This is a genomic window from Lysinibacillus sp. 10T31 (genome assembly GCF_056394365.1).
On record NZ_JBFTHS010000002.1, the window covers coordinates 150,135 to 162,925 of the forward strand.

Annotated in this window: 14 protein-coding genes; all 14 read right to left on the minus strand. The window is 38.8% G+C overall.

Features of this window, described 5'->3' with window-relative positions; all coding sequences use genetic code 11:
* Nucleotides 1-80 precede the first annotated feature (80 nt).
* The gene (gene sucD / locus AC1DCY_RS01995) at nt 81-983 is read right to left on the minus strand and encodes a succinate--CoA ligase subunit alpha (RefSeq protein ID WP_477346984.1); all 903 of its coding nucleotides are present in this window, start codon (nt 981-983) and stop codon (nt 81-83) included.
* A gap of 17 nt (nt 984-1,000) precedes the next feature.
* Nucleotides 1,001-2,161: an ADP-forming succinate--CoA ligase subunit beta gene (sucC, locus tag AC1DCY_RS02000; RefSeq protein ID WP_477346985.1), complete on the minus strand. Its 1,161-nt coding sequence runs from the start codon at nt 2,159-2,161 to the stop codon at nt 1,001-1,003.
* A 162-nt stretch (nt 2,162-2,323) separates the two neighbouring features.
* On the minus strand, nt 2,324-2,626 hold the full coding sequence (locus AC1DCY_RS02005; protein WP_477346987.1) for an EscU/YscU/HrcU family type III secretion system export apparatus switch protein: 303 nt from the start codon (nt 2,624-2,626) through the stop codon (nt 2,324-2,326).
* Nucleotides 2,623-4,515, minus strand: a complete 1,893-nt coding sequence (locus AC1DCY_RS02010) for a hypothetical protein (protein WP_477346989.1) — start codon at nt 4,513-4,515, stop codon at nt 2,623-2,625. Before AC1DCY_RS02010 ends, AC1DCY_RS02005 begins: the two co-directional genes overlap by 4 nt.
* Nucleotides 4,516-4,899: 384 nt before the next feature.
* Complete coding sequence (locus AC1DCY_RS02015; protein WP_477346991.1) at nt 4,900-5,658, minus strand: ribonuclease HII; 759 nt, start codon at nt 5,656-5,658, stop codon at nt 4,900-4,902.
* 613 nt (nt 5,659-6,271) lie between these two features.
* Nucleotides 6,272-7,144, minus strand: a complete 873-nt coding sequence (ylqF, locus tag AC1DCY_RS02020; RefSeq protein ID WP_477346993.1) for a ribosome biogenesis GTPase YlqF — start codon at nt 7,142-7,144, stop codon at nt 6,272-6,274.
* Between the two features lie 56 nt (nt 7,145-7,200).
* Nucleotides 7,201-7,764: a signal peptidase I gene (gene lepB, locus AC1DCY_RS02025; protein ID WP_477346995.1), complete on the minus strand. Its 564-nt coding sequence runs from the start codon at nt 7,762-7,764 to the stop codon at nt 7,201-7,203.
* A 106-nt stretch (nt 7,765-7,870) separates the two neighbouring features.
* Nucleotides 7,871-8,215: a 50S ribosomal protein L19 gene (gene rplS / locus AC1DCY_RS02030; protein ID WP_049668419.1), complete on the minus strand. Its 345-nt coding sequence runs from the start codon at nt 8,213-8,215 to the stop codon at nt 7,871-7,873.
* 116 nt (nt 8,216-8,331) lie between these two features.
* Nucleotides 8,332-9,069: a tRNA (guanosine(37)-N1)-methyltransferase TrmD gene (gene trmD, locus AC1DCY_RS02035; protein ID WP_477347111.1), complete on the minus strand. Its 738-nt coding sequence runs from the start codon at nt 9,067-9,069 to the stop codon at nt 8,332-8,334.
* On the minus strand, nt 9,069-9,584 hold the full coding sequence (gene rimM / locus AC1DCY_RS02040) for a ribosome maturation factor RimM (RefSeq protein WP_477346997.1): 516 nt from the start codon (nt 9,582-9,584) through the stop codon (nt 9,069-9,071). Before rimM ends, trmD begins: the two co-directional genes overlap by 1 nt.
* Before the next feature lie 734 nt (nt 9,585-10,318).
* The gene (locus tag AC1DCY_RS02045) at nt 10,319-10,552 is read right to left on the minus strand and encodes a KH domain-containing protein (protein WP_004269410.1); all 234 of its coding nucleotides are present in this window, start codon (nt 10,550-10,552) and stop codon (nt 10,319-10,321) included.
* 15 nt (nt 10,553-10,567) lie between these two features.
* Nucleotides 10,568-10,840: a 30S ribosomal protein S16 gene (gene rpsP / locus AC1DCY_RS02050; RefSeq protein WP_049668417.1), complete on the minus strand. Its 273-nt coding sequence runs from the start codon at nt 10,838-10,840 to the stop codon at nt 10,568-10,570.
* 94 nt (nt 10,841-10,934) lie between these two features.
* A complete protein-coding gene (gene ffh, locus AC1DCY_RS02055; protein ID WP_477347000.1) occupies nt 10,935-12,293 on the minus strand; it encodes a signal recognition particle protein in 1,359 nt (452 codons plus the stop codon).
* Between the two features lie 12 nt (nt 12,294-12,305).
* Entirely contained in the window at nt 12,306-12,641 is a 336-nt protein-coding gene (locus AC1DCY_RS02060) for a putative DNA-binding protein (RefSeq protein ID WP_132357463.1), read from the minus strand.
* Nucleotides 12,642-12,791: the final 150 nt, after the last annotated feature.

Consider the following 12,791-nt stretch of genomic DNA (forward strand, 5'->3'; position numbering starts at 1 on the left):
AACACAATTCCATTAGAAGATATTAAAGCCATGTCTAAATAAAGAAAAAGATGTAGCCACAACGTGCTACATCTTCCATTTTAATGGGTTTTACACTTTTCGTATAGCCCTTTTTCTTTGATTACTTTAATAAGTGTGTCACCAATGACTGATGGCGTTTCCGCTACTTCAATACCAGCAGCATTCATTGCCTTAATTTTCTCAGCTGCTGTTCCTTTACCACCCGAAATAATAGCACCTGCGTGACCCATACGTTTACCCGGAGGCGCTGTTTGTCCACCGATAAAGCCAACGACAGGTTTTGTCATATTTGCTTTAATCCATTCAGCAGCTTCTTCTTCAGCTGTACCCCCAATTTCCCCAATCATCACAACTGCATATGTTTCTGGATCGTCGTTAAACGCTTCCAAAACATCGATAAAGTTTGTACCATTGACAGGGTCTCCACCGATACCTACAGCTGTAGTTTGACCAATACCAGCTTGTGTTAATTGGTGTACGGCTTCGTATGTTAACGTACCAGAGCGTGAAACAACTCCTACATGCCCTTTCGTATGGATATAACCTGGCATAATACCAATCTTACATTCATCTGCCGTAATAACACCTGGACAGTTTGGACCTACTAGACGTGTCTTTTTACCTTCCATATAACGTTTAACCTTAACCATATCAAGGACAGGAATATGTTCAGTAATACAGATTGTTAATTCTAACTCAGCATCGACTGCCTCTAAAATAGCATCTGCCGCGAATGGAGCAGGTACATAAATAACTGAAGTTGTTGCGCCTGTTGCAGCTACAGCTTCCACTACAGTGTTAAATACAGGCACTCCTTCGATTTCAAGACCACCTTTACCTGGTGTTACACCAGCTACAATTTTAGTACCGTAATCAAGCATTTGCTTCGTATGGAAAAGCGCTGTTTCGCCCGTAATCCCTTGTACAATTACCTTCGTATCTTTATCAATAAATACAGCCATTGTTCTCCCTGCCTTCCTTAGCCTACTAGTCCCACAATTTTTTGTGCACCGTCAGCCATTGAATCCGCTGCAACGATGTTTAAACCAGATGCATTTAAAATCTCTTTTCCAAGTTCTACATTTGTACCTTCTAAACGTACAACTAACGGCACAGCTAAGCCAATTTCTTTGGCAGCTGTCACAACACCCTCGGCAATAATGTTACATTTCATAATTCCGCCAAAAATGTTTACGAAAATGCCTTTTACATGTGAATCAGAAAGAATAATTTTGAAAGCTTCTGTTACTTTTTCTGCCGTTGCACCGCCGCCTACATCTAAGAAGTTAGCAGGGCTTCCGCCATAATAGCTAATTGTGTCCATCGTAGCCATCGCAAGACCAGCTCCATTAACCATACAGCCAATGTTGCCATCTAGAGAAATATAACTAAGGTCATATTTTGATGCTTCGATTTCCTTTGGATCTTCTTCATCAAAATCACGTAATTCGACAATATCTTTATGACGATACAACGCATTTGCATCGAAATTAAATTTAGCATCTAATGCTACAACTTCACCTTGTCCAGTTACAACAAGTGGATTAATTTCTACAATCGAAGCATCTTTGTCGATAAATGCTTGATACAAGCCTAACATTAATTTAACAGCTTTCCCTACTAGGTTAGCTGGAATATTCATATTGAACGCCATGCGACGTGCCTGGAAAGCTGTTAATCCAACAACTGGATCCACAACTTCTTTGAAGATTTTTTCTGGATTTGATTCCGCTACTTCTTCAATATCCATACCGCCCTCTTCAGACCCCATCATTGTTACACGGGATGTTGCGCGGTCTAATACTAGACTTAAATAGTATTCTTTTTGAATATCAGAACCCTCTTCAATATATAAGCGTTTTACTTCTTTTCCCTCTGGACCTGTTTGATGAGTTACTAAAATTTTACCTAGTAATTCTTTTGCGTATGTACGCACCTCGTCAAGGTTTTTAGCGATTTTCACGCCCCCTGCTTTACCGCGTCCACCTGCATGAATTTGCGCCTTGACTACTGTCACATTAGAGCCAAGTTCTTTCGCTACTTTCACTGCTTCATCAGGGGAAAAAGCAACTTTTCCGTTTGGTACAGCTACACCATATTTTCTAAGAATCTCTTTCCCTTGATATTCATGGATATTCATAATACATCCTCCCATCAAACATTTGCATAAAATTGTTTTACTAACATAATCTATTCTAACGAAAGATTCTGATAAAGTCTATACTTTGTCTCTTATTCATTTTTTATCTTTTTATATGACATTTTATGCTACTTCGTGTACTAAAACAGAGTTTTATGAATATCAGAATTCTCTATCTTTTCTATATTTTCTAGCATGTTGTTGGTCTAATCGATAAATAAACGCAAAAACTTCAGCAACAGCTTCATACAATTCTTCTGGGATTGACTCATTTAGATCTAATTGTCCAAGTAATTGAACAAGGTTTGGATCCTCATAAATCGGGACATCGTGCTCATTCGCGCGTGCTAATATATTTTCTGCTATTTTCCCTTTTCCTTTTGCTACTACAGTTGGACTATCAAAACGTCCTAACTTATACGTGAGAGCGATAGCCTCTTTTCGAGTAAATTTTTCTTCACTCATATGCGAAAATCCACCCCACTATGTTCCTCCTGCTGTTCTACTACAGGGGTTTTTTCAGGTTGGTTTTTTTCAAATTGTTTAATAAAAACACCTGAAAGTTGATATTCTTTTTCAGCTAGTCCTATTTTCAAGGCTGCTTTTAATGGTTCTGCAAGCGGAATAATATCATTATTTTCATTAAATACTGTCACAGAAACTACACGATTTTGAACTTGCATATCAATAACCGTCTCTTTCATAGATTCCATTTGTAAATAAAATAATATACGCGCATAATTGGCATCAATTTTACCGTCTTCTTTCATGCGCCCATTCCACTGCAATGTTGCATCCATTTTCTTGCCAAAGAAGTCTAATGGTACTTGCATAATAAGCTGATGCTGATGACCATTCTCCCCAGACGCAAGCTGCATGCCGTTCATTCGTGTCATTAACATTTCTGCGGCTTCCTTCATCTGCGGAGAAATATGTGTTTCCTGCAATAATGTATGCAGCTGCGGTTTTAATTGATGTGCAATCTGCTGTAAATCTGCTGACTTATTATTAAGTGTCGCTTCATAGCTAACCCCTAGATTTTTTAGTACCGTTTTAAGTGCATGTTCCATCGCTTTACTGTCCATAGAATTTTGTACATGGGCATCTGCTTGCGTAACGATCTGCTGAATCATTGATTGAGGGGATTCAACACTATTTTTCATAAGACTTCGCATGAACGCTTCATTTTGTAGCGGAGTTGTAGCTTCATGCTTTAAAAGCGATAATAAATGGTCCTTTACTGAAAGAGCATTAGCGTCTTGTGTAAATAAACGCTCCGAAGAATTTTCTGCAAACGCCTTAATAAGTTGTTCTTGCATCTGTTTTGCAAAAATCTCTAGAGTTTGTTTAGTTGCTGGTAGCTGATTAAATCGATCGATAAGTTGATTTAATAACTGCTTTTGTTCGTTGGTTAGTAAGCTTTGATTTGCTGTCCAAGATTTAAGCTGGTCAACAAGCTGATTTATATTGTCAGATTTTGTCGTTAAAATTGATTGAATAACTTCTCCAGCCTGTTGAAACTGATTTGACTGTATAGACTTTATATCGCTAAAACTTGACCAATTTTGCAAGGTAGCCTGTTGAGGAAGTATCCCTGCCTCCTTTAACATATTCATGGCTTGAATCTTGTCACTCATAGAAGCAGCATTATTCATTAATATTTGGACGGACTTAGCAAGTACTAAACTACCTGTTTCTACTTCAAAAGGCTTTGCAATAGCCTGTACCTGTTGCATTAGATTTTGCTTAAGGTTTTCTGGTAAAGCTATTTCTTTCGTTAAAAGCTGTGTAAAGTTTTCCATTACTGAAATCATGCCAGTAGTTTTTTGTCCACTAATAAGAGCTTGAAAAACATCATTTGTCATTGGCATTTTAAACTCTATCATTTTTTGAATGGCTTGCAGGGCATCCATCTTAGTAATGTCCTCTGGTAATGCCTTTAACCACATTTCTGCCTGCATCAGCTGCTCTTTTGAAATCGGTAGCTGCGCTTTCATAAAATGAGCTAGAAGTTGCTGCATCTCAGCTGTTTTTGGCAAATTCATTGATTCAAGTAACTGATTAATTTGTTGACTTTGGGAAGCTGTTTGCTCCATAGGTCCCGTAACAACTTTTAGTTCTGTTTGTGGGCTTGTACCAGTTACTTGGAAGAAGTGGGCGTCTCCTGCTTTTAGTGGTACTTCGAGTTTAGCAATAAATTTCTGATGACCAACTTGAATTTCTGCCATTTGATCTGGATATAATTGTTTGATTGTTCCTTGAAATACTTGTCCTTGTTTTAAAGTGAGTGACTGATTAGCTGGGGTTAAAGCAGTTTGTTGTATTTGAATCGGATTAAAAGATGTGGCTGTCATATACATACTCCTTTCATCAATTACTCCTTGGCGTAATTGGCGTCTTTTTTTACTCGGGGTTGATTTCCGCTCCTACTGGGCGCTTTGTAGCTGCCGCTTCGCTTTCGCTACAGATAAAACATTTGTTGTTGCTGTCGCTACGCTTTCGCACAGAGCAAAGCTTCTTGGGGGCTTCCGATGAGCCGCCCAGTCTCCGCTCCAATCAACTTATATACGTTTTAACAAATAGTCATTTCTAACTTTTGCTGATGTGCCTTTTATTTTTTGTTTGCTATTATGTTTTCAAAATGATATCCGCCGGAGCATTTACTTATTTCAACGGATGTTTGCACAAAAAATATTTGTAGCTGTCGCTTTGCTTTCGCTACATAAAACATTGCTGAGTTAAAGCATTGACTTTATCGGCTCAAATGATTTGCGATGATGAATAGTTGGACCATACTCTTCAAGTGCTTTTAAATGCTGTTTTGTTCCATATCCTGCATGCTGAGCAAAACCATACATAGGGAATTCCTCGTCCAATTGATCCATATAATCATCTCGAGCCGTTTTCGCTAAGATCGATGCAGCTGCAATAGCTAAGCTTTTCGCATCCCCTTTAATTATTGAATCCTGTGAAATAGAGATTGGTAGCGTCATAGCATCAACTAGCACATAATTAGGTTTAATAGATAACGATTCAACACTTATCTTCATCGATTGCTTCGTCGCTTCGTAAATATTTAATTCATCAATTTGTTGTGCTGATTGAAAATGGATAAAATAACATAATGCATGCTCTTTTACTAAAGCAGCATAAGCATTTCGTTTATCTTTTGATAATTGCTTTGAATCATTTAATCCGACTAGTGCCTCACAGTTTGCAGGTAAAATAACAGCTGCTGTTACTACCGGCCCTGCTAACGGTCCACGCCCTGCTTCATCTACTCCTGCAATTAAGGTATTTTCTCCCCCGTAACTTTGATCGAAATCAACTTTCGCTTGATGTTCCTGCAGTAACTGTTGCTTTTTCTCTTGGCGCTTCTCCCAGCTTTGCCAAGCCTTTTGCACACCTGCACGTTCATCAGTTGCTATCCCTGTCATCCAGTCCTGCCATTCCTCCGCTTCCTTCAATGCTGTAGTAATTTCTTTAATCGTTTTCATATATTTACTCCCTTTTTGTCTACATCAACAGTTCAAAGCTATTTTGCGCTGACTGTTATCGAGCATTCTACTAATATCATCATTTTTTCACTAGAAGGTATTGGATTCTCTCAAAATATGAATCATCACCATAACGTGTGGTTGATTTCCGTTCCGGCTAGGCGCTTTCCTGGGGGCGTCCGATGAGCCGCTTCACTCGCGTCGCTCGCTCCAGGGTCTCATCTGTGACGCTGATCCCCAAGGAGTCGCCCAGCCTCCACTCCAATCAACTTATATACAGCATATGTTTTAATAAAAGACATCCTCAACTTTTGGTGATAAACCAAAAATATGTACTCCCTTTTTTCTATATCAATAATAATATAATTTCTTTTTCTCGCTCTATATCATTTATCGGCAAAAAGAAGTATTCCTAAAAGAAAAACTGTCACGCTCACGATTTATGGCGTGAGTATGACAGTTTTACGTTCGTTATCCCGCATTAACGGGCAGTATTTTATCTGTATCGAAAGCAAAGATTTTAAGTGAGGATTCACTGCTCGTAAATGCCCGATTGGTGAAGACTAATAATCAGCGGAGACGAAAAACGCCCACTAATTAAAGTTTCGTATTATTACTGCTCTGTTTCTTTTTCAAGTTGTTCGCTAACAAAGTCAAATGTTAGTTTGCCTAATTGCAAGCCACGAATATCTCGAACGATCAGTTGAGCTACTTGATCATAATCGATTTCTCCTCCAGGACCGAAAACACGACGAAGTTTTCCGATATGATCGAAGGTATCCACTAAATCTTCATGGATAAACTTGAAGCCATAGCGTTCTTCCATTCGTGCCGGATAATGAATGGATAAAAAGCGTAGACCATATACAGCTAAATCCTCCATATTAGTAATTGTATCCTTTATAGCACCTGTTAAGGCTAATTTAAAGCCTACTTCTTGATCTTCAAATTTCGGCCATAAAATACCTGGCGTATCGAGTAATTCAAGCTCCTTGCCAACCTTTATCCATTGCTGAGCCTTAGTGACCCCTGGAGTATTCCCCGTTTTTGCTATATTTTTCTTTGCTAGGCGATTAATTAGCGTCGATTTCCCTACGTTTGGAATTCCAACAATCATTGCACGAATAGCTCTTGGCTTCATCCCACGTGACTTCATACGGTCAAATTTTTCTTTTAATATTTCTTGAGCAGCCTTTGTAACCTGCTGTAATCCTTTACCTTCAAGGGAATTGATTGCTACTGCCTTATGGCCACGTTGTGCAAAGTATTCAACCCATTTACGTGTTTCGTGCTCATCTGCCATATCTGATTTATTTAAGATAAGGAGACGTGGTTTTTGATTAATCACTTCGTCTATCATCGGATTTCTTGAAGATATAGGCAAACGTGCATCTATTAATTCAAATATAATATCAACTAGCTTTAATTTTTCTGTTACTTCTCTACGGGCCTTTGCCATATGCCCTGGAAACCATTGTATAGTCATATCTATACCTCCTAAACTAAAAGAAAAAGGGAGTGTTTAGCCCTCCCTTTCAAGAATTACTTTACAATTTTAATATCACTAAACGGCCAGAAAATCAGACTTGTATTACCGATAATCTCTTTTTGATCGACGACTCCAATAATACGACTGTCCTTACTGTACCGACGATTATCTCCCATAACGAAAACATAGCCTTCTGGAATTACATCTAGGTTTACATCAATATCTTTTAATGTAAAATCCTCTGTTAATGTACCTTCTGTAATTTTTGATTTGTAGTCATCTAAATAAGGTTCGTCTATCGGTTCACCGTTAATGTATAATTGATCATTTTTATATTCCAATGTATCTCCCGGAAGCCCAATAACACGTTTAATATAGTTTTTCTTCTCAGGAGCATGGAATACAACAATATCAAAGCGTTTTGGTTCACCTATTTTATAACCAATTTTATTCACAATCATACGGTCGCCATCTTCAAGGGTTGGCATCATGGATTGGCCATCTACTGCAATGGGTGTAAATAAAAAATAACGAATAATCGCTGCAATCGCAAATGCAATTAGAAGTGCCTTTGTCCATTCCCATAGTTCATTCTTTTCCTTTATCTGTTTTTCCATCGAGATATGCCCCCTTGTCTATCCTCATTTTAGTTGATAGCTATTTATGATGACAAGCAAAAAGAAAAGGGGCTTGTTGCACAAGCCCCTCACTTTTAAGTCATAATTATCGAATTTCTTTAATACGAGCAGCTTTACCACGTAGGTTACGTAGGTAGTAAAGTTTAGCACGACGTACTTTACCACGACGTACAACTTCTAAGTTAGCGATTTTTGGTGTGTGTACAGGGAATGTACGTTCAACACCTACACCATAAGAAATTTTACGAACTGTGAAAGTTTCGCTAATACCGCCACCACGACGTTTAATTACTACACCTTCGTATACTTGTACACGTTCACGAGTACCCTCTACTACTTTCACGTGTACCTTAACAGTATCACCTGGACGGAAAGTTGGTAGATCAGTGCGAAGCTGAGCTTTTGTAATCTCTGTAATAATGTTTGACATTGTTTTCTCTCCTTAGACAGATGCTCTTGCACGCAATCTATGCCACAGCGGAACACCGTAATTCAGTACTCCACATAGAAGTACAGAATAGATGTTATCATAAATATAGATAGCAATCAAGCATCTTTATCGTTGTTTTTAAGTTTTTCTAAATACAATTTTTGTTTGTCTGTTAATGGATAATTCTCGAATAAATCAGGACGACGCTCGAATGTTCTTTTCAAAGATTCTTCCATACGCCATTGCTCAATCTTTGCGTGATTGCCCGATAGTAAAACATCAGGTACTTTCATTCCGCGAAACTCAGCAGGGCGTGTATAATGTGGGTGCTCTAGAAGACCCGTTGAGAACGAATCTTGTATGTGGGAATCCTCTTGTCCTAAAACCCCCGGCAGAAGTCGTACAACGCTATCTATAACCGTCATAGCGCCTAACTCGCCACCCGTTAATACGAAATCCCCAATTGAAATCTCGTCTGTGACAAGATGCTGACGAATGCGTTCATCATAACCTTCATAATGACCACATAAAAATACTAGCTCTTTTTCTTGCGCTAGCTCTTCTGCCTTTTTTTGAGTAAAGCGTTCACCTTGTGGACACATCAAAATGATACGAGGATTTTTCCCTTCAGTAATGGCCTCGACAGCGCTAAACATCGGCTCTGGTTTTAACACCATTCCCGCACCACCACCATACGGATAATCGTCTACTTGATTATGCTTGTTACCCGAAAATCCACGGAGATCAGTTACTTCCAGATTTACAGCACCTTTTTCCTGTGCTTTCTTTAATATGGATGCACCAAAGACGCCTGTAAACATATCAGGAAATAAACTTAACACATGAATATTCATCATAGCAGACCTTCCATTACATATATCACTATTTTCTTCTCATCAACATCAATTTCCTTGACGATATCCGCGATATATGGGATGTAATGCTCTTTTTTAGTGCCCTTGACTACCCATACATCGTTAGCACCTGTTTGAAGAATGTCGGTTATTACTCCGATTGTTTCGCCTTCTTCAGAAACAACTGAACAGCCAATTATATCATGGAAGTAATATTCATTTTCCTCTAATAAATCATCTGACATTTGATCCTTCGTAATTTTGAGCATGCCTTCTTTGAAAGGCTCCACAAAATTGATGTTATACATTCCTTCAAAAGTTAATAAAATGAAGTTTTTATGACGACGCATTGATTCAATTGTTACCCATGTTGGCTTTTTATCGTCTTTCTTAAACGCCGCAAGCTTATTTCCTACTGCGAAGCGCTCTTCTTCAAAATCTGTTGTTGATAATATACGCACCTCACCACGAATACCATGCGTATTGACAATACGACCTACATTAAACCATTCCATTCAAATCTCACCTCGTATCAATTTCGCCTTGGCGTAATTGTAGCTGCCGCTTCGCTTTCGCTACAGAAAACATTTGCTGCTAACGCTTTGCTTTCGCGCAGATAAACAATGCGTCCGGATTTTGAATTGTGCCCAGGCCTGCACGAGGCAGGTCAGTTAGCCGTTTTCGCAGGATGCGAAGGTTTTAGGCTAACATCCTTAATTCATTCCTTTAAAAATCCGTGACATCCGCCGGAGGCTTTAGGCCAACGTGATGTTGGTCACTCAGTCGTCACCATAGGACGTGGCGTTCTTAGACTGAGTTCCTTTGTATCAGCGGGTGTTTGACACCCACTGAAAAGGAATCACATCCTCATTCATCTCACCACCTTAAGAGATGGGAGTCTTATGCTGAATGAAGATAAAAATGCTAAACAAACTCATCCACGTCAAGCTACTAGCTAGCCAGATCAAAAGTAACCATCTCTCACTTTCACCTAAAGAAGCAGATTAACTTTTGGTGGACGGTGTTATAGCTTAGACGTTGACTAGTCTTCCTCAATGTCATTATGTTCAATTATCTCTCAATGTAACTAAGATAATAAAAAAAGGAAGGAACCGGCAAGCTCCTTCCTTTTAAGTCCAGATTTTACGCTTTACCTCAAGGCCACTTCAAATTCCTAAGCGCATGTAAACATACCTGTCAGGACTCTCCAGTGCTTGTTGCATATAAAAGAGCGTGAAAATCTTTTCTTTCAATCCAATATATCGACGTAGGTCTTTTTTTGATGGTGACTACCCGCCGCTGAATAAACAATTGTACGAATCGCTTTCGCCACTCGCCCTTGCTTGCCTATGACTTTCCCTCGATCCTCTGGATGAACAAAAAGTTTATAAACAATTCGATTTGCATTTTCATCCGTCTCTATACGAACTTCTTCTGGATAATCGACTAACGGTAAAACGATTGCTTCAATCAGCTGCTTCAAAGACCTCGCCCCCGATTATTTACTGAATTTTTGGTTATGGAATTTTTCCATGATACCTTGTTCTGAGAACAAGTTACGTACTGTATCTGATGGTTTTGCACCGTCAGTTAACCATTTAAGAGCTTTCTCTTCATCAATGTTTACAGTAGCTGGTTTAGTTAGTGGGTTGTAAGTACCAACTGTTTCGATTGAACGACCGTCACGTGGTGAACGAGCGTCTGCAACTACGATACGATAGAAAGGAGATTTTTTAGCTCCCATACGTTTTAAGCGAATTTTAACTGCCATTTTAATAGCACCTCCGAATAAGTTTCACACAAGATAGTATATTATCAATGTTTAGGTTGTTTGTAAAGTGTTTTTTCTTAACACCTATAAAATATTATTTAAACAATGAATCGAAGCCTGGGAGTTTCATCTTTTTCTTTCCTTTGCCACTCGCCATGCCTGTCATTTGCTTCATCATTTTTTTCATTTCTTCAAATTGCTTCAATAGACGATTTACCTCTTGAATTGATGTCCCAGAACCCTTTGCTATACGCTTTTTACGGTTACCGTTAATAATTTCTGGATTCGTCTTTTCAGCAGGTGTCATCGAATAAATAATCGCTTCTACGCGACCCATTTGCTTATCATCAACTTTAACATTGTCTAAGCCTTTGATTTTGCCGGCACCTGGTAACATTTTTAAAATTTCGTCAAGCGGACCCATTTTCTTTACTTGCTGCAATTGCTCAACAAAATCATCAAATGTAAAGCTTTGGGTTTTAAATTTTTCCTCTAGTTCTTTAGCCTTTGCTTCGTCAACATTTGCCTGAGCCTTTTCAATAAGTGATAGGACGTCACCCATTCCTAATATACGAGACGCCATACGCTCTGGATGGAAAGGTTCCAGCGCATCCATCTTCTCACCCATACCAACAAACTTAATGGGCTTCTGTGTAACGGAACGAATTGAAAGCGCCGCACCACCACGTGTATCACCATCTAGCTTTGTTAAAACAACTCCTGTAATACCGACTGCTTCATTAAAGCTTTCTGCCACGTTGACAGCATCCTGACCTGTCATAGCATCTACAACTAGGAATACTTCATCCGGCTCTTTTAACGCACGAATATCTTTTAATTCTTGCATTAAATCTTCATCGATATGCAAGCGACCTGCTGTATCGATAATAACGACATCATGATGTTCTTCCTTTGCCAATTCAATTGCCTGACGTGCAATTTCTACTGGAGATACATCGGTTCCCAACGCAAAAACAGGTAGGGATAACTGCTTTCCTAATGTTTGTAACTGCTGAACAGCCGCTGGACGATAAACGTCTGCAGCAACTAGTAATGGATTACGATTATATTTTTTACGTAACACATTTGCCAATTTACCTGTAGTTGTCGTTTTACCTGCACCTTGTAAGCCGACCATCATAATAACAGTTGGTGGCTTTGTATTAAATTTAATTGGGCTTTGCTCGCCACCCATTAATTCTGTTAATTCTTCTTGTACGATTTTAATAACTTGCTGACCTGGTGTTAAGCTTTGCATAACATCTACACCGACAGCACGTTCACTGACCTTTTTAACGAATTCTTTGACTACTTTTAAGTTAACATCCGCCTCGATTAAAGCAAATCGGACTTCTCGCATCATTTCTTTAACGTCTTGTTCCGATACTTTACCTTTACCTTTAATCTTTTGGATCGTTCCTTGGAGTCGTTCCGCTAATCCTTCAAAAGCCATTGCTTTCGCCTCCTAATCCCATTCTTTCAACTGTTCTATAAGCGTTAGCTGCTCTTCAATTGTCATACTTTGTTCTGTAATCCCTGTTGTTAGCTGCGCAAGCATTTGTGTACGTTGTTGAAATTTTTCAAGTAAACATAGTTTTTCTTCATATTCTTCAAGCATCGCTTCTGTTCGACGAATATTATCATAAACAGCTTGGCGTGAAACCCCATACGATTCAGCGATTTCTCCAAGTGAGTGATCATCTAAATAATAGAGCTCCATATAACTTCTTTGCTTATCTGTTAATAATGCTTGATAAAAATCGAAGAGAAAGTTCATGCGTGTTGTTTTTTCAAGTAGCATCGAATGTTTCTCCTCCCGTTATTAGTCATTTGTATCATAACGAAAAGCGCCCGTCTGTGTCAAGGTAATCTCCTTGTCTAAAAGCTTTAATTAACTGCTTTAGGCGTTTTCCACCTAGAGCCAGTATTTCCCTTTTAAACAATGCGATTC